Source organism: Streptomyces sp. NPDC003456 (assembly GCF_042878735.1).
In the GTDB taxonomy this organism is placed as follows: domain Bacteria; phylum Actinomycetota; class Actinomycetes; order Streptomycetales; family Streptomycetaceae; genus Streptomyces.
Genome location: NZ_JBIAOK010000001.1, coordinates 842,132 through 865,877 on the forward strand (window position 1 = coordinate 842,132; position 23,746 = coordinate 865,877).

Below are 23,746 nucleotides of genomic sequence, written 5' to 3' on the forward strand. Positions count from 1 at the left end.
CCGGCGTCCGGGAAGGGCGGGCAGGGCCCGCGCTCCCCTGCGGTGAGGGTTCCGGGGTCCCGGCGCCTCAGCGCGCCAGGACGGTGCGGGCCCGCGGAAGGGCGTCGGCCCGCAGGCGTTCGACCAGGTCCACCTCGGCCCGGTGCTCGTCGCGCAGTTCCCGGCCGTAGCGGCGGTCCAGGCGCCGCGCGACCGAGGACAGGCCGCTGCTGCGCGCGCACCGGGCCTCCCGGACGGCGACGCGGACCTCCCGCGCCGTGTCGCGGGCCCCGTGGTGGCCGAGGAACTCGGTTCTGGCCTGGGCGGGGTCGCGGTAGCGCAGTCCGTCGGCCCGCATGCACGCCGACCACTTCTCCGCGGCCCGGGTGAAGTCCGGGTGGGCGGTGACGCGCTGTTGCGTGAGGGCGCCCAGGTTGTCCACGAGCGTGCTGGCCGCGTACCAGGCGGACAGGTCGCCGTACAGGGTGCGCCAGGCCTTCGCCCGGCAGCCGGTGGCGCTGTGGCCGATGACCGCCCCGCCGGGGAGTTCGGCCCGCAGCCCTTCGCGGCGGGTTCCGTTCAAAGCGGTGATCGCGGCCCGCCGGCGGTCGTCGGGCAGACCGCGCAGATAGACCTGGTTGGGATCCTCGGCGCGGAGCCTGCTGACCCGTGTCTCGAGGGCACTGCCGTAGCCGTACCGCTTCGCCCACGCCGGATCGTCGATCACGTAGGGGAAGTCACGGGCCTCGGGCAGCGGGTCCTCGGGCACGGCCCAGAACCGGAACCCGGCCGCTCGCATGCACCTGCGCTGCAGTTCCTGCTCGGCGTCGTAGAGCAGACTCCGCTCCCGTGCCGTGGCCGGTCCCGCCGTCGACGAGGTGCCCGCCGCCTCCGGTGCGCGGCCGCCCGCGGGCCCGCCGGAGCAACCGGCGGCGAGCAGCAGGAACAGCCCCGTCACGGCGGTGGCCACGCTTCTGCGCCATCGCGTCATCGTGTGTCCTCCGTGTCCGCCCCACCGGGGTGGGGGTCCTCCGGCGGGAGTCACCGCCCTCCCGGAGTGCCTCGTGACCCCTGCTCAGCAGGCGGGCACGGAGGGCAGCTGGTTGCCGGGTGAGCTGATGTGGATGTTGGTGACGTAGCCGCCGTACTGGGGCAGATAGGCCCACCAGTCGTTGGTGTAGGGCGGTACGGAGACCTCCTGGCCCCGCTTCTGGCAGCGGACGAGCACCTCCACGCCGGCGGGCAGCGTGGTCAGCGTGTCGGACGCGGTGGTCGGCAGGGCCCGGACCCGCACGCCCGAGCCCCAGGTGCCGAACCAGGTGCCCGCGGGACGGGTCCCGCCGGGCACGTCGAGGGAGCGGACCAGCCGGCCCACGTCCGTGAAGGCCTTGCCGTACGGGGTGCCGTCCGGGTGCAGGGTGAGGACGGCCACGATGGAGCGGTCCCCCGCTCCCACCGTGCCGGTGGTGTGCAGCGCCTCCCGCACGAGGTCCACCGCGGCCGCGCCCTCGGTGCGGGGGGCGCCGGTCGCCGACCCGGTGGCGCCTGCGGCCGACGCCGAGGCCGTGCAGTCCCCCGAGGCGAAGCCGGACCAGCCCTGCTTGACCGCCCACGGCCGGTCGAACGCGCCCGCCACGCCGAAGTACTGGTCGAAACCGTCGGTGCCGCACCGCGTGGACTGCCGCAGGTTGCCCATCACGTAGTCGCGTACGGCTGCGGGGGCGTCGTCCAGGAGGTAGCGGTAGATCCGCACGGTGTCGGCGGCGGTGAGGGCCGTGTAGCCCCAGTAGCCGGGGTGCGTCGCCGGCGGCTTGGCGGTGTGGGTCAGTCCCAGCCGGGCGACCATCCGGTCGATGACGGCGCCCTGGCCGTTCTGCACCCAGTAGTGGGTGGCCGCGTCGTCGTCACTGCTGCGCAGCATGGCGTCCAGCCGCGTGCGGTCGGCGGACGGGATGTCGTAGGAGGGACCGCGGTTCCACAAGTGGTCGAGGGCGATCAGCAGTTTGACCACGGAGGCCGCCCGGAACTGCCGGGTCGTGTCGAGTTGCTCGGTGAAGGTTCCGGTCTGCCGGTCGAACACCGCCACTGCGGCCGTCACCCCCGCGGGCACCTCGACGGACCGGGCCCGTGCCGGGTCCGCGGACGCCGTCGGTGCGACACCCCCGCCCAGGCACAGAGCCGTCGCCGCCAAGGCGAGCACGGCCTTCCCGGCGGTCGCCGAACGACCGGCTGCCCTCCGGGGTGTTCCCGGCCGGGCGGCTGCCGACCGGGCGCCTGTCGACCCGGTGGCTGTCGTTCGGGCGGTTCTCCTGCGCAGGGCAAACGGCATCGACGGTCCCCCGTTCCTGAGTGCACACGACTGGTCCCGCGGTTCCGCCCGAGGCCACGCGACGCGGCCGGGCGGGAGCGACGAACGTCCTGTACGGATGCGCAGGCGCGAGCGTTCCCTTCCCGCGCCGGCGGTGATCGCCCCGGTCGGTGGGGCGCTCCCCGACACTCGCACGGGGCGGTCCCGCTGTCAGCAGCCCAGGTCATGGAAGATGCCTCGCGATCGATGAGGAGAAATCCATCACCGCAGGCAGGCCCACGACGGGACGTCTGCGGCACTGAGTGCCAGGAGAGGACATACAGGTGCTACGTTCCAGATCATGAGCTCCGAGAAAGCCGGGACGGGGGCCGGCCGGCCGCCCATGCGGGACGCGTTGGTGGAAGCGGCCTTCCAGTTGTTCCTCGCCCGGGGGTACGAACAGACCACCGTCGACGACATCGTTGCCCTCGCCGGCGTCGGGCGGCGCTCGTTCTTCCGCCACTTCCCGTCCAAGGAGGACGTGGTCTTCCCCGACCACGAGCGCTGCCTGGCCGACATGACGGCCTTCCTCGCGGACGGTTCCGGGGAGGAGGAGCCGGTGGCGCGGGTCTGCGACGCCGCCCGGCTCGTGCTGCGGATGTACGCCGAGAACCCCACCTTCTCCGTCCAGCGCTACCGCCTCACCAAGCAGGTCCCGGGCCTGCGCGCCTATGAGTTGTCGGTGGTGTGGCGCTACGAGCGGGCTCTCGCCGCGTACCTGCGGCGGCGCTTCGCGACCCGCCGGGACGGCACCCTCCAGGCCGACGTGATCGCCGCGGCCGTGGTCGCCGCGCACAACAACGCCCTGCGCTCCTGGCTGCGTTCGGACGGGCGGGGCGACGCGGACGCCGCGGTGGACCACGCGCTCGCGCACGTGCGGACGGCGTTCGGCGGCACCACCGCCGCGCCGGCCGGCGAACGGCCCGACGACGTGGTCGTCGTGGTGTCCCGGCGCGGGGCGCCCCTGTGGCGGGTCGTGCAGGAGCTCGAGTCGGCGCTGGGCCGCGCCTGACGCCTTCCGCTCCCGGGAAGCGGTCCAGAGAGAGGGTACGGAGTGCCTTTACGAGTGGCACTGAGTGCCATACTCTGTGCTGCGTGCACGGTGGCACGGCGACCGGGCACACGTGTGCGCGGGCGACCCGCACACGCATTCCGGGCGAGTGCAGGGAGTTGACAGCGTGTACCACCACTCAGGAAGCGTCGCTCAGCAGACGGCCGGCTCCGCGACGGGCCTGCTCGCCCCCCAGGGCCAGGGGCCGGGCATGGACAGGGACGCCCTCTGTTTCCAGCGCTGCACCTGGTGCGGCACGGCCATGTACCACCGGCTGCTGTGCCCGGTCTGCCGGGGCAGCGACCTGCGCACCGAGCGCGCCGAGGGCACGGGCACGGTCCGCCACTCCACGGTGGTGCACCGCAACACGCCCGCTGCGCGCAACGTGTCCATGGTCGAGATGGCCGAGGGCTTCGTCGTACGCGGCCGGGTGATGGGCCCGCCCATCGGCATCCACAGCGGGGACCGGGTGCGCCTGTCCACCGCCAAGGACCCGGTCCGGGGCGAGCCGGTGTTCCAGCTGCTGGACGAGCCCTACCGGGCCTGGAGCTGACCGCTCGTCGGCTCGACGGCGGAACAGCTCCGCTGCGAGGCGAGGGCCGTGGGCCTCACGCGGTGATGCGGATGCCCACCGTGCCGTCCGTGCCCCGCCGCAGCCGGCTGCCCAGGAGCGTCAGCCGGCCCATGAGCCCGTACTTGCGGGCGATCAGCTTCCGGTAGCGGGCGGTGGTGGCCGCGTCGCAGATCTCGGCGGTGGCGGGCACCTGGTCGCCGGTGGGGTTGCCGCGCAGGTCGCACGGGCCGACCAGGACGTCGGCCCGGTTGCGGATGCGTTTGACCTTCCACGAGTCGGCGGCCGTCCAGACGCCCAGCGCGTCCCCGTCGCGCACCACCCACACCGGGGTGGCGACCGGCGTCCCGTTCCTGCGGTAGCTGGTGATCAGCAGGTACTTGCCCGAGCCCAGGTGGTCCAGCTCCCTGTCGTCCATGGCGGGCAGTGTACGAGTGTGCGGTGCGTCGCGCGGGCACCGGGTCAGTGCGCCGCCCGCGCCATCCTGCGGACGGCTTCCGTGATGACCTCTGCCGAGGCCGCCAGGTTGAAGCGGGCGTGCCCGGCACCACCGGTGCCGAAGGGCCGTCCCGAGGTGAGGGCGACGCGCCCGCGGCGCAGGAAGACGTCCGCCGGGTCGTCGCCGAGCCCGAGCGCGCGGCAGTCGAGCCAGGCGAGGTAGGTGGCCGCGGGCGGGCGGTGGCGGACGCCGGGCAGGTGCTCGGCCAGCAGCTGCGCGAGCAGGCGCCGGTTGTCGTCGAGCCCGGCGAGCAGGGCGTCGAGCCAGTCCGTGCCGTCACGCAGGGCGGCGGTGTGGGCGAGGAGGCCGACGTGGCTGGGACCGTGCCCGACCTCCTCCGGCATCCGGGCCAGGTCGTCGGCGGCCCCGGGCCCCGCGAGGGCGAGAGCGGCCTTGAGCCCGGCGAGGTGCCACGCCTTCGACGCCGACATCAGCGACAGTCCGCGCTCGGCGCCCGGCACGCTCAGGTACGGCACGAACCGCGCGCCCTTCAGGACGAGGGGTGCGTGGATCTCGTCGGCGACGACCCGGACGCCGTACCGCTCGGCGAGCCGCGCGACGGCGGACAGCTCCTCCGCCGTGTGCACGGTGCCGGTCGGGTTGTGGGGGCTGCACAGGAGGTAGGCGGCCCGCCGGCCCCCCGCGACGCACCGGCGGAAGGTCTCCTGAAGGACGGCGAGGTCGATCCGGCCGTCCGGGCCGAGCGGGGCTTCGACGACCCGCCGGTCCATATGGGAGACGAAGTGGAAGAAGGGCGGGTACACCGGCGGGTTCACGACCACGGCGTCCCCGTACCCGGTGACCAGTTTGAGCATCTCGACGACGCCCAGCATGACGTCGGGCACGATCGCGGTCCGTTCGACGGCGATCCCGTCCCAGTTCCAGCGCTCGGCGGCGAAGGCGGCCAGCGCCTCGGCACAGCCGGTCCCGGCGGGGTAGCCGGTGTCGCCCAGGTCCATCGCGCGGGTCACGGCCCGTACCACCGGCTCGGCCACCGGTACGTCCATCTCGGCCACCCACACCGGCAGCACGTCCTCGGGGTACGTGCGCCACTTGGTGCTGGTGCGGAGCCTGAGCTGCTCGAGCGTGAGGACCTGGAGGGGGTTCGGTGGGCCGGACGTCTCGCGCGGGGTCCTGGTCATGCACTCACGATAGGGGCGGGACGGCCGCCGGGCAGGGCGGGAACGGGCCGCGGCCGCGGGGTGCGGGAGGGTGAGACGTGCCCTGGGCCGTGAAGAGATCATCCGCCGGGTGAACGCGGCGGGGTCGCGCCCCGTATGGAGGGAGGGCGTTCAACTCCGGGAGCGGCCCCCGGTGTTCGCACCGTGATGTTCGGGTTCGGGAGCCATGCATGAGGCACGCACGACGACGGGTCGTCCGGCGAGTGACACGACTGGCGGCCGTCGGCGGACTCCTCCTCGGAGGAGCGATGGTCACGAGCGCCGTGGCGAGCGAGCCGCCGGCCCCGGTGATCGGCGTCCCCTACACCGCCCCGCCGGCCACCGGTGAGGGCACCGGCCTCGTGGCCCGGCTCGGGGCCTCCCGCACGGCGGGCAGCTGGGTCGACGGGGCCGGGCGGCCGGTCGTCGCCGTCACCGACGAGAAGGCGGCCGCCGAGGTGGAACGGGCGGGGGCGCGGGCGAAGCTGGTCCGTCACAGCATGAGCGACCTCAAGTCCGCGACGGCCACGCTGCGTTCGGCACCCCGGGTGGCGGGGACGTCCTGGGCCCTGGACTACAAGCGCAACGAGGTCGTCGTACGGGGTGACAGCACCGTCTCGGCCGCCGCCTGGGCCCGGCTGACGAAGGTCGCGGACGGCATCGGCGGGTTCGTGCGCATGGAGCGCACCCAGGGCACCTTCACCACGCGGCTCAACGGCGCGCAGCCCATCCTCTCGACGGCGGGGCGCTGTTCGGCCGGGTTCAACGTGACCGACGGCAGCAGTGACTACATCCTCACGGCCGGGCACTGCGGTCCGGACGGCTCGATCTGGTTCGCCGACGACCGCGGCCGCCGGCAGGTCGGCACCTCGCTCCGGGGCAGCTTCCCGGGCGACGACTACTCCCTGGTGAAGTACGACGGCGGCCGCGCGGGCAAGGGCGCGGACGTGGTGGCGGTGGGCGACGGCAAGGGCGTGCGCATCACGGGCGTCGCCGATCCGGAGGTCGGGCAGAGGGTCTTCCGCAGCGGCAGCACCAGCGGGCTGCGGCAGGGGGAGGTGACCGCCCTGAACGCGACGGTCAACTACCCGGAGGGCACGGTCACCGGGCTCATCGAGACGGACGTGTGCGCCGAGCCGGGCGACAGCGGCGGGCCGATGTTCGCGAACGGCATCGCGCTCGGCGTGACCTCGGGCGGCAGCGGGGACTGCGCCGCCGGGGGCACGACGTTCTTCCAGCCGGTGACGAAGGCGCTGACCGAGCTCGGCGTCAAGCTGATCGTCTCCGAGCGGTCCGGCGGCGCCGGTGCCGCCCCCGCCCCGTCGGCGTCCCCGGGCGCCGCGTCCGCGGGCGCCGCCTCCCCCGGCACCTCGGCGCCGATCACCGGCGAGACGGTGTCGACACTGCTGAGCCGGCTCAGTGACCCGCGCAACATCGGTCCGGGCCTGCTGGTGATCGCGGGCAGCCTCGTCGCCCTGGTCGCGACGCGCTTCATCCGTGCGGAGCAGGACCGCAAGGCCTACCGGCGGTACTACTCGGCGACTTGGGGATGACCGGCCGCACACGGGCACGCGAGACGGGAACGCGAAAAGGGCACCCACGCGATCCTGGGTGCCCTCGGACGAAGAGCCGACGTATGCGGAGAGGCCCGGCGTGTCGACGGGGAGCGGGCGGCGGTCAGGCCGCCGGCGCCTTCTGCGGGGCCGCGGCGGCCCACTCCAGGACGAGCCGCTGGTACTGCTCGCGCTGCTCGACGCTCAGTGTCCCGCCCGACCGGCGCCACAGGGCCCGGATCTCCTCGTTGACCTCGTCAGCCGATCGCTCGGATGATGGTTCAACAGTGGTGGACATGCTGTGAAGCATACGTCGCCCGACGTGAAGACGATGTGAGTAATCCCGAGCCAATCGGACAAATCAGACAGTGGTGCTGATCACGTCCATCTGCCGGTAAACGTGAGGCTGTTCACATCATCCGCCTGCGAGTGCCTTTTCCCGGCGCGGAGTTCGCCACGGATCACGCTCCGGCCGGAAGCCGCGGACCCCACCCTGCCGGGCATCGTCGGGCTGGAGCCGGCGCGGCAGGGCGGGGTGCGGCGATCAGGTGCCCGGCTTGCGGCCGTAGACGAAGACGTCGTCGCCCTTCTTCAGCAGTGACCAGTACTTCTTGGCGTCGGTCCGGGTCATGTTGACGCAGCCGTGCGAGCCCGGCAGGTTCCACATGCTGACGCCGACCGAGTGGAAGGCCTGGCCGCCGTCGAAGAACTGGGAGTAGGGCATCGGCACGTGGTAGATCGACGAGACGTGGTCGATGTTGCGCCAGTAGATCTTCTTCAGGCCGGTGCGGGTCTCGTAGCCGTCGCGCCCGGTGCGGACCGGGACGGGGCCGTAGACGAGCTTCTTGCCGTCCTGGATCCAGCTCAGCTGGAGGCTGAGGTTCACGCAGGCGATGCGGCCCTTGTTCACCGGGCACTTGCCGTCCTTGTTGGGGTTCGTCCCGACGGCCTTCTGCTTCTGCATCAGGTCCATCACACCCCAGGTGACGGGCCCGGCGTAGCCGGCGTTCGGGGAGATGCCGTGCTTGGTCTGGAAGGCCTGGATGGCCTTGCAGTCGGCGGCGGACTGCTTCCCGTCGACCGGACGGCCGAGGAACTTCTCCACCTGCTTCTGGTACGGGCCGGCCTGCGTGGTGCAGCTCGCGGCCTGCGCCGGCGTGGCGCCGAGCGCGAGGGTGAGCGGCGCCACCAGTCCGGTGATCCCGAGTGCGACGGCGCCCCGTCTGCGTACGTCCCCCATGAGCGGTCCTGCCCTTTCGCGGAAGTGGTCACATGGTTGCGATCCCTGCCACGTAGACGGGTGGACGGCCGCTTCGGTTGTACGGCCGGCGCCGCTGGGACCGATCGGTGACATTCCGCACAGCGGGGTGACGCCGTCGGGCTGCGGGCGCGAGCGCGCCCCGGCGCCTCACCGGTACCCGGTGGTGTCCGCCGGCTTGCCCGGGTCCTGGACCTCGACCAGGTAGCGCCAGGCGTCCGGGCGGCTGCCGTCGAGGTCGGTGAAGCCGTACTCCCGGGCGAGGCCGCCGCTGGAGAGGGACCGGCCGTTGAGGCGTGCCACGTCCGGGTCGGCGGCCAGGGCGGCCACGGCCCGGCCGACGTAGCGGGGGGTCTCCGAGATGGCGAAGTGGGGGACGCGTTCCAGCGCGTCGCGCCAGTTGTCCTCGCTCACCCCGTAGGTCTCCAGCATCAGCTCCGAGCGCAGCCAGCCGGGGGTGAGGGCGACGGCGGTGGCGCCGCGCGGGCCGAGCTCGTGGCCGAGGGCGAAGGCCATGCGCAGGACGGCGCTCTTGGCGAGGTCGTAGAAGAAGTTCACGCGGTAGTGGTCGCCGTTGTAGTCGGCGGTGCCGTCGGTCACCTCGACGACCAGGCCGCCGGGGTGGCGCAGCAGCAGGGGCAGGGCGTGGTGGCTGGTGACGGCGTGCGTCTCGATCGCCAGGCGCAGCAGGCGCAGTCCGTTGTCGAGGTCGTGCTCCCACAGCGGGGTGTCCCACTCGAAGAGCTTCTCGCCGCCCCAGATGTCGTTGACGAGGACGTCGAGGCGGCCGTGGTCCCGCGCGATGCGGTCGACGAGCGCGCGGACCTGCGCCGGGTCGAGGTGGTCGGCGGGCACGGCGATGCCGTGCCCGCCGGCCGCGGTGACCAGGTCGGCGGTGTCCTCGATGGTCTCCGGGCGGTCGTACTCCGAGCGGCGGGCCCGGGTGCTGCGGCCGGTGACGTAGACGGTGGCGCCGGCCGCGCCGAGTTCGACGGCGATCCCCCGCCCGGCGCCCCGGGTCGCCCCCGCGACCAGTGCGACCTTGCCGTGGAGTTGAGCTGGCATGTCCGGCCTCCCGTGCCCTCGACTGTGTGCCGTGTCCAGGGTGTCGGGTAAGCCGGACATCCTCTGTCGCCTTTTGCGGGCGACACGCGGTCAGTGGCCCCGGGTGATCCATTCCTGTAGGTGGGGGGCCTCGGCGCCGATGGTCGTCGAGTCGCCGTGCCCGGTGCGGACGGTCGTCTCGGGCGGCAGGGTGAGCAGCCGGTCGCGGATGGATTCGATGATGGTCGGGAAGTGCGAGAAGGACCGGCCGGTGGCGCCGGGCCCGCCCTGGAAGAGGGTGTCGCCGGTGAAGACGGTCCCCAGTCCGGGCTCGTGGAGGCAGACGGCACCGGGTGCGTGTCCCGGTGTGTGGATCACGCGCAGGTCGGCGCCGCCGGCCTCGATCACCTGGCCGTCGACCAGCCAGGCGTCCGGCTCGCGGTCGGGGTGCGTCTGCTTCCACAGCGGCAGGTCGTCGTGGTGCAGCCAGATGGTGGCGCCGGTGCGGTCCGCGAGTGCCGGGGCGGCGTCGATGTGGTCGTTGTGGGCGTGCGTGCACACGATCGCGGCCAGCCGGCGGTCGCCGAGGGCCGCGAGGATGGCGTCGGCGTCGTGGGCGGCGTCGATGACGACCGCCTCGTGGTCGTCGCCGACGATCCACACGTTGTTGTCGACGTCCCAGGTGCCGCCGTCGAGGGTGAACTGCCCGGAGGTGACGAGGTGTTCGACGCGCGTCGTCATCACAGCACCACCACCGAGCGCAGCACGTCGCCGTGGTGCATCCGCTCGAACGCCTTCTCCACCTCGTCCAGCCGGATGGTCTCGGTGACGAACGCGCCGAGGTCCAGGCGCCCTTGCAGGTGCAGGTCGATCAGCATGGGGAAGTCGCGGGAGGGCAGGCAGTCGCCGTACCAGGAGGACTTCAGGGACCCGCCGCGGCCGAAGACGTCCAGCAGCGGCAGTTCGAGCTTCATCTCGGGTGTGGGGACGCCGACGAGGACGACCGTGCCGGCCAGATCGCGGGCGTAGAAGGCCTGCCGGTAGGTCTCCGGGCGGCCGACGGCCTCGATGACGACATCGGCACCGAAGCCGCCGGTCAGTTCCCGGATCGCCTCGACGGGGTCGCTCTCGCGGGAGTTGACGGTGTGCGTGGCGCCCATCGACCGGGCGGTCTCCAGCTTGCGGTCGTCGATGTCCACGGCGATGATCGTGCGCGCCCCGGCCAGGTGCGAGCCGGCGACGGCCGCGTCACCGACGCCTCCGCAGCCGATGACGGCGACGGAGTCGCCGCGCCCGACGTTGCCGGTGTTGAGGGCGGCGCCGATGCCGGCCATGACGCCGCAGCCGAGCAGTCCGGCCACCTCGGGGGCGACGGCCGGGTCGACCTTGGTGCACTGCCCGGCGGCGACCAGCGTCTTCTCCGCGAAGGCGCCGATGCCCAGGGCCGGGGACAGCTCGGTGCCGTCGGTGAGGGTCATCTTCTGCTGCGCGTTGTGGGTGTCGAAGCAGTACCAGGGCCGGCCGCGCAGACAGGCCCGGCACTTCCCGCACACCGCACGCCAGTTGAGGATCACGAAGTCGCCGGGCTCGACGTCCGTGACGCCGTCGCCGACCGCCTCGACCACGCCCGCGGCCTCGTGCCCGAGCAGGAAGGGGAAGTCGTCGTTGATGCCGCCCTGCTTGTAGTGCAGGTCCGTGTGGCACACCCCGCAGGCCTGGACGCGGACGGCCGCCTCTCCCGGGCCGGGGTCGGGCACCACGATCGTCTCGATCCGCACCGGTTCGTCCTTGCCGGGCGCGATCACACCGCGTACTTCCTGGGCCATGGTGGTGACTCCTTCGTGGGCCTGGTTCGTTCCGTTCCGACCCTACGCGCGACTGATCGCCGAGGGGCGCGGATCGGGCGCCGGCGGCCGCGGAACCACCGGGCCGGCCGGGCCGGCACCGACGTAGCCTGAACCGTCCGCCCGAGGTGCCGAAGGAGCGACGTGAGCATCGCTGAGACCCAGACCGCCGTACCGCCCTGGCGGCTGCTGCTCGGATACGTCCGGCCGCACCGCTGGTCCCTGCTGGCGGGTGCGGTGCTCTCCCTGGTCACCGGGGCGACCGGGCTGCTGCTGCCGCTGGTGGCGCGGGGGCTGATCGACGACCTGTCGCACGAGCGGGCCATCACCGGGGCGCTGCTGGCGATGTCCGCGCTGGTGGTCACCAACGCGGCGCTGGGCGCGCTGGGTTCGTACGTGCTGCAGCGCACCGCCGAGTCGGTGGTGCTCGGCGCGCGCCGGGCGCTGTCGTCGTACCTGCTGCGGCTGCGGGTCGCGGCGGTGGACCGCAGCGAGCCCGGGGACCTGATGGCCCGCATCACCTCCGACACCACCCTCCTGCGCTCGGTGACGACGAACTCGCTGGTCGGTCTCGGCACCGGCGGCCTCACCCTGGTCGCGACGGTGGTGATGATGGGCCTGGTGGACGCCGTCCTGCTGGGGGTGACCCTGGCCGTGATCCTCGGCGCGTGCGTGGTGCTCGGCGTGATCGTGCCGCGCATCAACAAGGCGAGCCGGCAGGCGCAGGACGCCATCGGTGTCATGGGCGCCTCGCTGGAGCGCACCCTGGGTGCCCTGCGCACCGTGAAGGCCTCCGGCGCCGAGCACCGCGAGGAGGCCACGCTGCACGAGGCGGCGCGGGAGTCGTGGCGGCAGAGCGTGCGGGCCGCCAAGTGGTCGGCCGCGGCCGGGAACACGGCGGGGCTGGCCATGCAGATCGCCTTCATCACCGTGCTCGCGGTCGGCGGCGCGCGCGTGGCGACCGGGGCCGTCGACGTGGGCACGCTGGTGGCGTTCCTGCTGTACGTCTTCTACTTGATGTCGCCGATCCAGCAGGTCGTCGGCGCCGTCACGCAGTACCAGACGGGTGCCGCGGCCCTCACCCGCATCCAGGAGGCGCTGCGGCTGCCGGCGGAGCCGGCCACCGCGTCCGCCCCCCTGCCCGGCCCGGACGCACGGCCCGCAGCGGTCGCCTTCGAGGACGTCCGCTTCCGCTACGCCGACGACCTGCCCCCCGTCCACCACGGGGTGACGTTCACCGTGCCCGCGCAGGGCATGACGGCCTTCGTCGGCCCGTCCGGCGCCGGCAAGACCACCGTCTTCTCCCTGATCGAGCGGTTCTACGACCCCGACTCCGGCGTGATCACACTCGACGGGCGCGACCTGAACGACTGGGAGCTGCCCCGGCTGCGGGCCGCGATCGGCTACGTGGAGCAGGACGCGCCGGTGCTGTCTGGGTCGCTGCGCGACAACCTGCTGCTGGGCGATCCGGACGCCGGCGAGGACGCCCTCGCGCGCGTGCTGAAGACGACCCGGCTCGACGGGCTGGTGGCCCGGCTGCCCGACGGGCTCGACACGCTCGTCGGCCACCGGGGGACGAAGCTGTCCGGCGGGGAGCGGCAGCGCGTCGCCGTCGCCCGGGCGCTGCTGCGCCGCCCGCGGCTGCTGCTGCTCGACGAGGCGACCTCGCAGCTGGACGCGGTGAACGAGGCGGCGCTGCGCGACACCGTCGCGGACGTGGCCCGCTCGACGACCGTCCTCGTCGTGGCCCACCGGCTGTCGACCGTGACCATGGCCGACCGGATCGTGGTGATGGACGCCGGGCGGGTCCGCGCCGTGGGCACCCACCGCGAGCTGGTGACCGCCGACCCGCTGTACGCGGAGCTGGCCGCGACGCAGTTCCTCGCCGCGGCGGACTGAGGCGCGGACACGGGTGAGGGCCGCCCCGGGCGGGGGCGGCCCTCGCAGGTCCGCTGCCGTCAGCGGATGTTCGGGACGAAGCCGAAGAGCGGGGAGACGAGACCGACGACCTGGTTCAGCTGGTCGAGGTCGTTGAGGCGGTTGAGCCCGGCCAGCTGCGACGAGGGCCGCGGGATCTCGTCCTTGTGCGCGGCGGGGATGTCGCTCACGGTCAGCGAGTCGAGCGCGGCCATGGGGCTGAGCGGGCTCTTGGCTCCCGTGTCGGCCGCCTGCGCCATCGGCGCGGCGAGACCGGTCACCCCCGCGGCGAGACCAACGGCGGCGACGATACGTCGTGTTGAGATCATGCCTATCGCAACGCGGGCGGGTCCCCGGCGGACACGGGTGCTGCGCCCCGCTCACCCGTCAGGACCAGCGCCCCCGGGCTTGCCGAGCGCGCCGCGCGGGAGGAGGCTCGACATGGGAAGGCCCCACGCGGCCCGCCTCCGACCGGGCCGCGGCCCCTTCGAGGGAGGTCATCATGGGCACGACGACGGACGCCGTCTTCGACCGGGAGACTCTGCGCCGGGGCCTGGAGGGCGATACCCCGGACATCCTGATGTCGCTCTACGCCGACGACGCCGAACTGCGCATCGTCGACCGGACGAGCCAGCCCAGCCACCCCAAGGTCCTGCACGGCCGGGAGGAGATCGGCCGGATGCTGGAGGACGTCTACAGCCGCGACATGACGCACACCCTGGAGCACTGCGTCGTCCAGGGCGACGAGGCCGCTTACAGCGAGAGCTGCCAGTACGCGGACGGGGTGCGCGTCCTGTCCGAGTCCATGCTGTCGCTGCGCGACGGCAAGATCACCGAGCAGACCCTGGTGCAGGCCTGGGACGAGTGACCGCGGGCGGAACCGGCCGTCAGCGCATCCACGCGCTGTAGGACAGGACGTCCCCCTTCCGCACGCCGTACCGGGGGTCGGGGGCCGTCAGGGTGCTCTCCAGGCCGAGGACGGCGCCGGTGGCCGGGTCCATGATCAGCATGCGGCGGACGCCGCGTGCGTCGGTCACGTACGCCTGACCGCGCCGGCCCAGCCGGTCGGTCACCTGTCCGGCCGGGCGCAGCGCCTCGGCGCCGCTGAGGAGCCGGGCGAGCGCGGCGTTCTCGCGCTGGCCGAGGGTCCAGTGGTCCAGCAGCGTCGCCACCGCGTCCAGCAGTTCGGGCGTGGTGGGCGGCGTGCCGGTGAAGGCGGCCTCCGTCAGGTAGGCGCGCAGCCGGTCCGGGTCGCGCGGCGGAGGCGACTGGGGCGGGGCGTCGCTCCAGCTGGGCGGGTGGCTCCGGTCGAGCAGGACGTGGCCGTCGCCGACGAGTCGCGGTGCGCCGCCCCGGTCGGTGAGGACCGGGCGGCCGGGGTGCTCCGGGGCGGTCGCGACGACGAGTTCGGTGCGGCTGCCGTCGGGCCGCCAGCGCACGAGCCGTTCCTCGGGCAGGGTGACCGGGGGTGCGTCCTGCGACATGTCGAGGCTCCACGACCGCACGTGGGTGCCCTTGCGCAGGCGGGGTGCGCCGGCCGCCCCGATCGCGGCGGAGGCCCGCTCGGCCAGCCGGTCCAGGGGCAGGGCCGCGGAGCCGGTGTCGACGACCAGCGGCCGGGGCGCGGCGACGGCGGGCGGGGTGGCGGGGCCGCTCAGGACGAGGGTGAGGGTCAGGGCGGTCACGACGGCCGCGGCGAGCAGGCCCCAGGCGAGCGGGGCCCGACCGGGGGCGGGCAGCCACCGGGGCCGCCCGCCGGTGAGGGGAGACGCCGGGGGCGTCCCGGCCGGCCGGCTCCCCCCGGGCCGGACCCGGCCGTGCAACCGCAGCCACCGGTCCCGCCGGCGCTCGGCCGGCCTCGCGCACAGCAGTTCCTCCAGGCGGCGCTCGGCCCGGTGGTCCAGAGGTCCGTCGCCGAAGCGGGAACCGTCGGCAGGCACCGGGTCGGCGCCCCGCAGCAGGTCGAGTTCGTCAGCCATGGCGGGGCTCCTCCGGGACGGTCACGCACGGGTGCGCGGCAGGCGGGAACGGGGGAAGCCGACGGTCGTCTCCGTCAGCCGGGACGGTCACGCCCGGGTGCCCGGCGGGCGGGGACGACGGATGCCGCCGGTCGTGTTCGACAGACGGGGCGCTCGCGCCCGGGCGCCCGGCGGGCGGCAACGACGGGCACAGCCGGTCGTGTTCGTCGGACGGGGCGGTGAGGCGCGGGTGCCCGGCGGGCGGGGACGACGGACGCCGCTCGTCGCCTCCGTCAGCCGGGGCGCTCGCGCCCGGGCGCCCGGCGGGCGGGGACGCGGGGCGCTGGTGGTCGCCTCCGTCAGCCGGGACGGTCAAGCCCGGCCGCCCGGCGGGCGGCACCAACGAATGCCGCCGGTCGTCCCCGTCGACCGGGGCGCTCGCGCCCGGGTGCCCGGTGGGCGGGGACGCGGGGCGCAGGCGGTCGATCTCGGCTGTGAGGCGGCGCCGTGCCCGGTGCAGCCGCATCGCCGCGGCCCTGCTGCCGCAGCCGAGGGCGACGGCGACCTCCTCGATGCCGAGTTCCTCCCAGGCCGTCAGCCGCAGCACCTCCTGGTCGGCGGCGGAGAGCCGGGCCAGGGCCTCGTGCACCCAGCCGCCCGGTGTGTCCGCCTCCGGGCCCGCCGCGATGTGCCGGCGGTGGGCGGTGTCGTCGTTGCCGAGCCGGTCGAGCAGCCGACGGCGGCGCCCGTGGCCGCGGACGGTGTTGGCCAGGCAGTTGCGTGCCACGCCGTACAGCCAGGGCAGCGGGGCGGCCGGGAGGTCGGCCCGGCGTCGCCAGGCGACCGTGAACACCTCCGCCACCACTTCCTCCACCTCACCGGCACGCCCGTCCAGCCGCCGCGCCACATAGCGGCTGACCGCCCAGTAGTGCTCGCGGTAGGCAGCGGCGAAGACCTCGTCGTCGCTCATGTCCCGTTCGTGTCCGGCAGGTCCCCGATCGTCACACCCGGTTTCCGTGACGCTCGTCGCGTCCTGGCAGTGTGACGTCCCGCCGGAGCGCGGACACAGGCGGGGCATGAGGCACCTGAAGTGGCTGACGACCACGGATCACAAGACGATCGGCACGCTGTACCTGGTCACGTCGTTCGCGTTCTTCGTCATCGGTGGCGTGATGGCGCTGTTCATGCGCGCCGAGCTCGCCCGGCCTGGTCTGCAGATCATGTCGAACGAGCAGTTCAACCAGGCGTTCACGATGCACGGCACGATCATGCTGCTGATGTTCGCGACGCCGCTGTTCGCGGGCTTCGCGAACTGGATCATGCCGCTGCAGATCGGCGCGCCGGACGTGGCGTTCCCGCGGCTGAACATGTTCGCCTACTGGCTGTACCTGTTCGGCTCGCTCATCGCGGTGGGCGGTTTCCTCACCCCGCAGGGTGCGGCCGACTTCGGCTGGTTCGCCTACAGTCCGCTGTCGGACGCGGTCCGCTCGCCCGGTATCGGCGCCGACATGTGGATCATGGGCCTGGCCTTCTCCGGCTTCGGCACCATCCTCGGCTCGGTCAACTTCATCACCACGATCATCTGCATGCGCGCACCCGGCATGACGATGTTCCGCATGCCGATCTTCACCTGGAACGTGCTGCTGACCGGTGTGCTGGTCCTGCTCGCCTTCCCGGTTCTGGCGGCCGCGCTGTTCGCGCTGGAGGCGGACCGCAAGTTCGGCGCCCGCATCTTCGACTCCGCCAACGGCGGCGCGTTGCTGTGGCAGCACCTGTTCTGGTTCTTCGGGCATCCAGAGGTGTACATCATCGCGCTGCCGTTCTTCGGCATCATCAGTGAGGTCATCCCGGTCTTCTCCCGCAAGCCGATGTTCGGTTACACGGGTCTGATCGGCGCGACCATCGCGATCGCGGGCCTGTCCGTGACGGTGTGGGCGCACCACATGTACGTCACCGGCGGTGTGCTGCTGCCGTTCTTCTCCTTCATGACGTTCCTCATCGCGGTCCCGACCGGTGTGAAGTTCTTCAACTGGATCGGCACGATGTGGCGCGGGAGCCTGTCGTTCGAGACACCCATGCTGTGGGCGACCGGCTTCCTGATGACGTTCGTGTTCGGCGGGCTCACCGGTGTGCTGCTCGCCTCACCGCCCCTGGACTTCCACGTCTCGGACTCGTACTTCGTGGTCGCGCACTTCCACTACGTGATCTTCGGGACGGTCGTGTTCGCGATGTTCGCCGGTTTCCACTTCTGGTGGCCCAAGTTCACGGGCCGGATGCTGGACGAGCGCCTGGGCAGGATCACCTTCTGGACGCTGTTCATCGGCTTCCACGGCACGTTCCTGGTGCAGCACTGGCTGGGCGCCGAGGGCATGCAGCGGCGCATCCCCGACTACCTCGCCGTGGAGGGCCTGACGACGCTCAACATGGTGTCGAGCGCCTTCTCGTTCCTGCTGGGCCTGTCGCTGCTGCCGTTCTTCTACAACATCTGGAAGACGGCCAGGTACGGCGAGCCGGTCGGCGTCGACGACCCGTGGGGCTACGGCCGCTCCCTGGAGTGGGCCACCTCCTGCCCGCCGCCGCGGCACAACTTCGTCGCCCTGCCGCGGATCCGCAGCGAGTCCCCGGCGTTCGACCTGCACCGGCCGGCCGCCGCCGGGGCCGAAGCGGAACTGACGCTCCGGTGACCGCGCGGGACGAGACCCCGGTGGACCTGCGGGCGTTCCACAACGACGTCGAAGGTCACCTCCTCGCCGCCGCAGCGCACCGGGAGGCCCGCGCCGCGGCCGCCCGGTGCGCCGCCGCCCTCGACCGGCTGACGGCGGCCCAACGGGCCCAGGTGGAGCACGTGTTCGCGGAGGAACACCTCGCGCTCACCCGGGCCTCGTGGCAGCACACGGCCCGCCGCAGTGCGGAACTGCGGGCCGAGTACGAGGCCGCGTACCGCTCGCTGCGCGCCCGGCTCCTGGCCGGCCTCCTGCCGGCCGGCGCGCTGGTGGTGACGGTGGACCTGGTGGTGCTGGCCTCGGGGTGGCCGTCCTGACGCGGGCCACCGTGACCTCGGCCCCCGCCCCGGGAACGGCGGCCGGGACACTCGGTCCCGGGCCGGGTTCGCGCCCGCGGCCCACCTGCGCCCAGGATCAGCCCCCTGGCTTCCACCCGGGTGGGCGCAGGATGGCCAGGAGCTGACGGACCAGTTCGTCGACCACCTCGTCGAGCGTGGCGTCGACCCAGCCGGCGCTCCAGTCGTGCAGCAGGCCGTTGACGCTGCCGATGAAGCCCGTCGCCGCCAGCCGGTAGTCGCGGGGCGCCGCCTCGCCGCGGGCGGCGGCCGCGTCGGCCTCCGCGCAGATGAGGTCGACCCACCCGGCCCGGCGGGAAAGCCGCTGCTCCTCCAGGCGCGGGCTGACGCCGATGATCTCCACGAACGTGATGCGGATGCGGCGCGGGTCGGCGGTGACGCTGCCCGCGTACGCCCGGAAGATCGCCGTGACGCGCTCGGCGAGCGGCAGGTCCGCCGCCCCCGCGGCCGCCTCCAGCACCGCCGCCTCGGCCCAGCCGTTGACCTGCAGGTGCAGCGCGGCGAGCACGTCCTCCAAGGTGCGGAACTCCTCGTAGAACTGGCGGGTCGACAGTCCTGCCGCCTCGCTGAGCGCCGCGACGGTGGTGGCCCGGTAGCCGGGGGTGTCGCCGAAGAGCCGGAGCGCGGCGTCGAGGAACCGGCGGCGCCGCTCGGCCTGCCGCTCCTCGGCCGTCCTGCCGCCGTAGCGGCCCGTCGGCGCCCTGAGTCTGCCCGGCACCCGCTCCCCCTTCGTCGCCCGCTCACGATTTTGTCGTGTACGCGGTCTTGTGGAGAAGGCCACCCCTTCCTTACTTTGCAGTAAGTTCACTGTGAAAGCACGTGTGTTCAGATTCCTCACCCCACCGCAGAGGAGGGATCAGCCATGTCCGTCTTCCGACGACGGCACCTGTGCTCCCTGACCGCCGCCCTGGCCCTGACCGCAGCCGCCCCCGCGACCGCCGCGGCGGCGCCCCCGGATTCGCCCGCCGCGCTGCGCGAGGTGATGTTCGTGGGCAACAACTGGGACGGCACCGCCGATGTCATCGCGTCCAGCGGCGACTTCGGGAGGATCGGCCGGATCGACGTCGTCCCCGACAAGAAGCAGCGGATGGCGGAGATCAACGCCGACCCGATCAAGTGGATCTACTTCATGGCGATCCGCAACAGCGTCGGCGAGGGCCACGACCAGTTCGTCGACGACATGTACTCCACCCCGGACGGCACCGCGATGGTCGTCTCCCGGCCGAGCTTCGCCGACGTCGTCTCCCTCGACCTCGCCTCCGGGCGCATCAACTGGCGCTTCCCCGTGTCGGGTCACCGGTCCGACCACATGGCGGTCTCCCCCGACGGCAGGCGCGTCGCGGTGTCGGCGTCGACCTCCAACACCGTGCACGTCCTGGACATCGTCTCCGGCAAGGAGCTGGGCAGGTTCGCCACCGGCGACAAACCGCACGAGAACGTCTTCACCCAGGACGGCACGTACATCTACAACATGGCGATCGGCGACGTGAACACGCAGACGGACGCCCCGTGGCTGGACTGGACGAAGGGCGACCGGCGCATCACCGTCGTCGACGCGACGACGTACAAGCAGGTCAAGGTCATCGACATGCGGGCGCAGCTGGACGCGATCGGGCTGAAGGACTACTCCGACGCCGTCCGGCCCGCCGTCTTCTCGCCGGACGAGTCGAAGCTGTACTTCCAGGTGTCGTTCTTCAACGGCTTCTTCGAGTACGACATCGCCACCGGAAAGATCACGCGTACGAAGACGCTGCCGAAGAATCCCGCGACGAGCGACGACCGCACGACCTTCGTCAACGACTCGCGCCACCACGGCATCTCGATGAGCCCCGACGGCAGCAAGCTGTGTGTGGCGGGGACGATGGACGACTACGCGACGGTCGTCGACCGGGCGACCCTCCAGGAGGGCCCGCTGGTCGCCGCCGCCAAGCCCTACTGGGCCACGGTCAGCGGCGACGGCAAGTCCTGCGTGGTGTCCGAGAGCGGCACCGACCAGGTCACGGCCATCGACTTCGCGACCGGCAAGAAGGTCGTGTCCGTGCCGGTGGGCGACCATCCCCAGCGGGTGCGGCTCGCCCGTGTCCCGGCCGGCTGGACGGGTCCCAGGGCCGGCTGACCTCCGCCGCCACCTGCCGCTCACCGGCGTGCGGTCCCGGACCCGGCACTGCCGGACGGTGAGCGGCGGGCGGCCGGCGCTGCTCAACCCCCCATTCTGCGGGTCACGTTGAGCAGGTACTCCTTCCTGTCGAGCGGGTTGTGGTCGATGCGCGGACGCTCGGGGACCGTGCCGTGCGTGACGGGTGCGTAGTGAGCGAAGGCGCTCTCCAGTTCCCCCTCGCCCCGGGTCAGGCCCGGCAGCCGCTGCCCCAGGGTGTGCACCCGGGCCGCGGGCACGGTGCCGTCCAGGACGCAGGCGCCGTCCCGGGTGTGTGTCGTCTCCGGCACGGCTCCCAGCTGTGTGAGGACCGGCAGCAGGGCGCCCAGCGTGTCGGCGGGCGCCTCGAGCCGGAAGCGGTGCACCGGCTCGTGCACGCGGGTCCCGGCCCGCCGCAGCGCCTCGGTCAGCACGAGCGGGGTCAGCCCCCGGAAGTCGGCGCCGGTGCTCGACATGCTCTTGTCGAACCCCTGGTGGGCGTGGCTCTGGCGGGGCGAGTAGCCGCAGTGGGTCATGGTCACGGCGCAGTCGGGGACGCGCCAGCCGTGCAGGCCCTGCTCCAGGGTCTCGCGCACGGTGTCCTCCACCGCCTTGAAGAAGGCGTACGGCATGGAGCCCAGTTCCACCTCCAGCCGGAAGCCGACACCGGACCCGGGCGGTGCGGGCTCGACGCGCAGACCGACCGTGGCGAGGAACGGGTTCGGGTCCTTGTGGAGGAACTCCACGGCCTCCCCCGTGCCGGTGAGCCGCTCGACGCACAGCGGGGTGGTCGCGCGGAAGCCGACGTCGAGGCCGAACTCGTCGGCGAGCGTGGCCTGCACGACCTCCTTCTGCACCTCGCCGTACAGCGACAGGGAGGTCTCCCCGCGGCGCTCGTCGTGCCGCAGGCCGATCAGCGGGTCCTGCTCCGCGAGCCGGGTGAGCGCCAGGTGCAGCGCGCCGCCGTGCGCTCCGGGTCCGGGGACGACGACCGTCTCCAGCGTCGGCGGGGCGAAGACGTGCTCGTACTCCTTGTGCGGTGCGCCGACCGGGTCCCCGATCCTGATGCCGTCCAGGCCGGTGACGCGGGCGATCTGCCCGGCGCCGACGCTGTCCGCGCGGAGGTCGGCGCCCCGGGCGAAGACGCTGATGCCGGTGACCCGGCCCTCGGCGCCGTCCGTGCCGAAGGGGACCCGGTCGCGGGTGCGCAGGGTGCCGGAGAACATCCGCACGTAGGCGCTCCTCTCCCCCGCCGGGCCCCGCTCCACCTTGAACACGGTGCCGGAGACCGGCCCGTCGCTGTCGCCGGCGGCCGGGGGCAGCAGGTTCTCGATCCCGGACAGGAGCGCGTCCACACCGGCGCCCGTGGCGGCGGAGCCGAAGTAGACCGGGTGGACGCGCGCCTGCCGGGTCTGTGCGGCGAGGGACCTGTGCAGGAGGGCGTCCGTGACCGTGTCCTCGACATAGGCGGCCAGCAGGGCGTCGTCGTGCTCGGCCAGCACGTCCAGGGCGGCGGCCGGCCCGGGACCGGGCGTGGCGCGGGCCGTACGGGTGCCGAGGCCGGTGACGGCGGCCAGGGGGACGACGGCCGGGGTCAGCCGGGCCGCGATCTCCCGCAGGACGTCCCCGTGCCGGGCCCCGCGGCGGTCGATCTTGTTGACGAAGAGCAGCGTCGGGATGCGCAGCCGCTGGAGCGTCCGCATCAGCACCCGCGTCTGCGCCTGCACCCCTTCGACGGCGGAGACCACCAGGACGGCGCCGTCGAGCACCCCCAGCACGCGCTCGACCTCGGCGATGAAGTCGGGGTGCCCCGGGGTGTCGATGAGGTTGACGGTCACGCCCTCCAGCGGGAACGAGACGACGGCGGACTTGATGGTGATGCCGCGCCGGCGCTCCAGCGCGAGGGTGTCGGTGCGGGTGTTCCCGGCGTCGACGCTGCCGGGCTCGTCGATGACCCCGGCCGAATGGAGCAGCCGCTCGGTCAGGCTGGTCTTACCGGCGTCGACATGGGCGAGGATTCCGAGGTTGAGCAGGTGCACGAAGCGTCATGTCCTTCGAGAGGGAAGCCGTGTGGGACCGGAGGGACATGAACGCTGGACGCATCTGTGCGGCTCCTCTGACTCGGTGACGTGCTGTCCTGTGCAGTGCAGCAGACCGGCCGGCGGGGCATCAACGGATTTATCCGCCGCCGGGGGTACCCGGGGCGCCGGGAGAGGAGCGGTTCGTGCGGGACGTACTGCCGGTGCTCGGCCGCTGGTACGCGGCCGGGGTCCCGTTCGGCCTGGCGACGGTCGTCGAGGTCTCCCGCAGCGCGCCGCGCGAGGCGGGCGCCGCGATGGCGGTGGGCCCGGACGGGGAGGTCGTGGGCAGTGTGTCCGGCGGCTGCGTCGAAGGTGCGGTGTTCGAGCTGGCGCAGGAGGCCGTGGCGGACGGCGAGGCCCGGCGGGAGACCTTCGGCTACAGCGACGAGGACGCCTTCGCCGTCGGGCTGACCTGCGGCGGTGAGATCACCGTGCTGGTGCGTCCCGTCACGCCCGCGCTGGACGCCGCCTTCGGCACGGTGGCGGAGTGCGTCGCGGCGGGCCGGCCGGTGACGCTGGCGACGGTCACGGGCGGGCCGGCGCGGCTGGGAGCGGCGCTCGCCGTCCGCCCCGACGGCGTCTCGGGCACGCTCGGCTCGGACGGGCTGGACGCGTCGGTGACGGCCGACGCCCGCGGGGAGCTGGCGCTGGGCGCGAGCGGCTTGCGGCACTACGGGCCGCAGGGGCAGCGCCGCGAGGACTCGGTCGGGGTCTTCCTGCAGTCCTTCGCACCGCCGCCGCGGATGCTGGTCTTCGGCGCGATCGACTACGCGGCGGCCGTGGCCCGGATCGGCCAGTTCCTCGGCTACCGCGTCACCGTCTGCGACGCCCGGCCGGTGTTCGCCACGCCCCGGCGCTTCCCGGAGGGCGTCGAGGTGATCGCCGCATGGCCGCACCGGTACCTGCGCGACACCGGCACCGACGAGCGGACGGTGGTCTGCGTCCTCACCCACGATCCCAAGTTCGACGTGCCGCTGCTGACCGAGGCACTGCGGCGGCCGGCCGCGTACGTCGGGGCGATGGGCAGCCGGCGCACCCACGCCGAACGGGCGGCGCGGCTGGCCGCGGCGGGGCTGACGAAGCGGGAGCTGTCCCGGCTGCGCTCACCGGTGGGACTGGATCTCGGAGCGCGTACGCCGGAGGAGGTCGCGGTGTCCGTCGCCGCGGAGATCGTGGCGCTGCGCTGGGGCGGCAGCGGGGCTCCGCTCAGCGCGACGGACGGCGCCGTGCATCCGCCCGACGCCCGCTGACCTCACTCCGCGGCGCGGCGG

The 23,746-nt window shown here is 73.2% G+C and carries 22 protein-coding genes and 1 pseudogene; 9 read left to right on the top strand and 14 right to left on the bottom strand.

What is annotated here, in order from left to right:
* Positions 1–67: 67 nt before the first annotated feature.
* Together ACFYWG_RS03335 and ACFYWG_RS03340 are read right to left on the bottom strand one after the other, a co-directional pair.
* Positions 68–970: a hypothetical protein gene (locus ACFYWG_RS03335; RefSeq protein ID WP_389198968.1), complete on the bottom strand. Its 903-nt coding sequence runs from the start codon at positions 968–970 to the stop codon at positions 68–70.
* 84 nt (positions 971–1,054) lie between these two features.
* Entirely contained in the window at positions 1,055–2,179 is a 1,125-nt protein-coding gene (locus ACFYWG_RS03340) for a hypothetical protein (RefSeq protein WP_389198970.1), read from the bottom strand.
* A gap of 490 nt (positions 2,180–2,669) precedes the next feature.
* Between ACFYWG_RS03340 and ACFYWG_RS03345 the strand changes: the two genes are divergently transcribed.
* Together ACFYWG_RS03345 and ACFYWG_RS03350 are read left to right on the top strand one after the other, a co-directional pair.
* On the top strand, positions 2,670–3,338 hold the full coding sequence (locus ACFYWG_RS03345; RefSeq protein WP_376330175.1) for a TetR/AcrR family transcriptional regulator: 669 nt from the start codon (positions 2,670–2,672) through the stop codon (positions 3,336–3,338).
* A 166-nt stretch (positions 3,339–3,504) separates the two neighbouring features.
* Positions 3,505–3,930: a Zn-ribbon domain-containing OB-fold protein gene (locus ACFYWG_RS03350; RefSeq protein WP_376330121.1), complete on the top strand. Its 426-nt coding sequence runs from the start codon at positions 3,505–3,507 to the stop codon at positions 3,928–3,930.
* A gap of 55 nt (positions 3,931–3,985) precedes the next feature.
* On the opposite strand, the gene ACFYWG_RS03355 is transcribed toward ACFYWG_RS03350, so the two are convergent.
* Together ACFYWG_RS03355 and ACFYWG_RS03360 are read right to left on the bottom strand one after the other, a co-directional pair.
* A complete protein-coding gene (locus tag ACFYWG_RS03355; RefSeq protein WP_383511303.1) occupies positions 3,986–4,366 on the bottom strand; it encodes a PPOX class F420-dependent oxidoreductase in 381 nt (126 codons plus the stop codon).
* Positions 4,367–4,410: 44 nt separating this feature from the next.
* Positions 4,411–5,589 (bottom strand): MalY/PatB family protein, encoded by a 1,179-nt coding sequence (locus tag ACFYWG_RS03360; protein WP_389198972.1) that lies wholly within the window; start codon positions 5,587–5,589, stop codon positions 4,411–4,413.
* Positions 5,590–5,798: 209 nt separating this feature from the next.
* Here ACFYWG_RS03360 and ACFYWG_RS03365 point away from each other — a divergent pair, with 209 nt between their 5' ends.
* Positions 5,799–7,160 carry a S1 family peptidase gene (locus tag ACFYWG_RS03365; RefSeq protein ID WP_376330116.1) on the top strand — a complete coding sequence of 454 codons (1,362 nt, stop codon included), beginning with the start codon at positions 5,799–5,801 and terminating at the stop codon, positions 7,158–7,160.
* 124 nt (positions 7,161–7,284) lie between these two features.
* On the opposite strand, the gene ACFYWG_RS03370 is transcribed toward ACFYWG_RS03365, so the two are convergent.
* The 5 genes from ACFYWG_RS03370 to ACFYWG_RS03390 all read right to left on the bottom strand — a co-directional run bounded on the left by ACFYWG_RS03370 (position 7,285) and on the right by ACFYWG_RS03390 (position 11,288).
* A complete protein-coding gene (locus ACFYWG_RS03370; RefSeq protein ID WP_333933234.1) occupies positions 7,285–7,470 on the bottom strand; it encodes a hypothetical protein in 186 nt (61 codons plus the stop codon).
* 234 nt (positions 7,471–7,704) lie between these two features.
* Positions 7,705–8,400 (bottom strand): L,D-transpeptidase family protein, encoded by a 696-nt coding sequence (locus ACFYWG_RS03375; RefSeq protein ID WP_389198975.1) that lies wholly within the window; start codon positions 8,398–8,400, stop codon positions 7,705–7,707.
* A 168-nt stretch (positions 8,401–8,568) separates the two neighbouring features.
* Positions 8,569–9,483 carry an SDR family oxidoreductase gene (locus tag ACFYWG_RS03380; protein ID WP_376330112.1) on the bottom strand — a complete coding sequence of 305 codons (915 nt, stop codon included), beginning with the start codon at positions 9,481–9,483 and terminating at the stop codon, positions 8,569–8,571.
* 90 nt (positions 9,484–9,573) lie between these two features.
* Positions 9,574–10,203: an MBL fold metallo-hydrolase gene (locus ACFYWG_RS03385; RefSeq protein WP_389198977.1), complete on the bottom strand. Its 630-nt coding sequence runs from the start codon at positions 10,201–10,203 to the stop codon at positions 9,574–9,576.
* Complete coding sequence (locus ACFYWG_RS03390; RefSeq protein ID WP_389198979.1) at positions 10,203–11,288, bottom strand: S-(hydroxymethyl)mycothiol dehydrogenase; 1,086 nt, start codon at positions 11,286–11,288, stop codon at positions 10,203–10,205. Before ACFYWG_RS03390 ends, ACFYWG_RS03385 begins: the two co-directional genes overlap by 1 nt.
* 162 nt (positions 11,289–11,450) lie before the next feature.
* Here ACFYWG_RS03390 and ACFYWG_RS03395 point away from each other — a divergent pair, with 162 nt between their 5' ends.
* On the top strand, positions 11,451–13,205 hold the full coding sequence (locus tag ACFYWG_RS03395) for an ABC transporter ATP-binding protein (RefSeq protein WP_389198981.1): 1,755 nt from the start codon (positions 11,451–11,453) through the stop codon (positions 13,203–13,205).
* A 59-nt stretch (positions 13,206–13,264) separates the two neighbouring features.
* Here ACFYWG_RS03395 and ACFYWG_RS03400 read toward each other — a convergent pair whose 3' ends face one another.
* Positions 13,265–13,552: a hypothetical protein gene (locus ACFYWG_RS03400; RefSeq protein ID WP_376330105.1), complete on the bottom strand. Its 288-nt coding sequence runs from the start codon at positions 13,550–13,552 to the stop codon at positions 13,265–13,267.
* A 173-nt stretch (positions 13,553–13,725) separates the two neighbouring features.
* Between ACFYWG_RS03400 and ACFYWG_RS03405 the strand changes: the two genes are divergently transcribed.
* Positions 13,726–14,091 (top strand): nuclear transport factor 2 family protein, encoded by a 366-nt coding sequence (locus tag ACFYWG_RS03405; protein ID WP_376330103.1) that lies wholly within the window; start codon positions 13,726–13,728, stop codon positions 14,089–14,091.
* Between the two features lie 19 nt (positions 14,092–14,110).
* On the opposite strand, the gene ACFYWG_RS03410 is transcribed toward ACFYWG_RS03405, so the two are convergent.
* The gene (locus ACFYWG_RS03410; protein ID WP_389198983.1) at positions 14,111–15,202 is read right to left on the bottom strand and encodes a CU044_5270 family protein; all 1,092 of its coding nucleotides are present in this window, start codon (positions 15,200–15,202) and stop codon (positions 14,111–14,113) included.
* Positions 15,203–15,644: 442 nt separating this feature from the next.
* Positions 15,645–16,151, bottom strand: a pseudogene (locus tag ACFYWG_RS03415) (RNA polymerase sigma factor); the annotation flags it as partial.
* Positions 16,152–16,257: 106 nt separating this feature from the next.
* Between ACFYWG_RS03415 and ctaD the strand changes: the two are divergent.
* Both ctaD and ACFYWG_RS03425 read left to right on the top strand, forming a co-directional pair.
* Entirely contained in the window at positions 16,258–17,865 is a 1,608-nt protein-coding gene (gene ctaD, locus ACFYWG_RS03420) for a cytochrome c oxidase subunit I (RefSeq protein ID WP_389198985.1), read from the top strand.
* Positions 17,862–18,221, top strand: coding sequence for a hypothetical protein (locus tag ACFYWG_RS03425; protein ID WP_389198987.1), 360 nt, complete (start codon positions 17,862–17,864; stop codon positions 18,219–18,221). The genes ctaD and ACFYWG_RS03425 overlap by 4 nt, the downstream gene beginning before the upstream one ends.
* Before the next feature lie 97 nt (positions 18,222–18,318).
* On the opposite strand, the gene ACFYWG_RS03430 is transcribed toward ACFYWG_RS03425, so the two are convergent.
* Positions 18,319–18,978, bottom strand: a complete 660-nt coding sequence (locus tag ACFYWG_RS03430; RefSeq protein ID WP_383686557.1) for a TetR/AcrR family transcriptional regulator — start codon at positions 18,976–18,978, stop codon at positions 18,319–18,321.
* Positions 18,979–19,122: 144 nt separating this feature from the next.
* Here ACFYWG_RS03430 and ACFYWG_RS03435 point away from each other — a divergent pair, with 144 nt between their 5' ends.
* The gene (locus tag ACFYWG_RS03435; RefSeq protein WP_389198989.1) at positions 19,123–20,376 is read left to right on the top strand and encodes a YncE family protein; all 1,254 of its coding nucleotides are present in this window, start codon (positions 19,123–19,125) and stop codon (positions 20,374–20,376) included.
* Between the two features lie 83 nt (positions 20,377–20,459).
* Here ACFYWG_RS03435 and ACFYWG_RS03440 read toward each other — a convergent pair whose 3' ends face one another.
* Positions 20,460–22,433 (bottom strand): GTP-binding protein, encoded by a 1,974-nt coding sequence (locus ACFYWG_RS03440; RefSeq protein WP_389198991.1) that lies wholly within the window; start codon positions 22,431–22,433, stop codon positions 20,460–20,462.
* Positions 22,434–22,618: 185 nt separating this feature from the next.
* Here ACFYWG_RS03440 and ACFYWG_RS03445 point away from each other — a divergent pair, with 185 nt between their 5' ends.
* Positions 22,619–23,725 (top strand): XdhC family protein, encoded by a 1,107-nt coding sequence (locus ACFYWG_RS03445; protein WP_389198993.1) that lies wholly within the window; start codon positions 22,619–22,621, stop codon positions 23,723–23,725.
* Positions 23,726–23,746 lie beyond the last annotated feature (21 nt).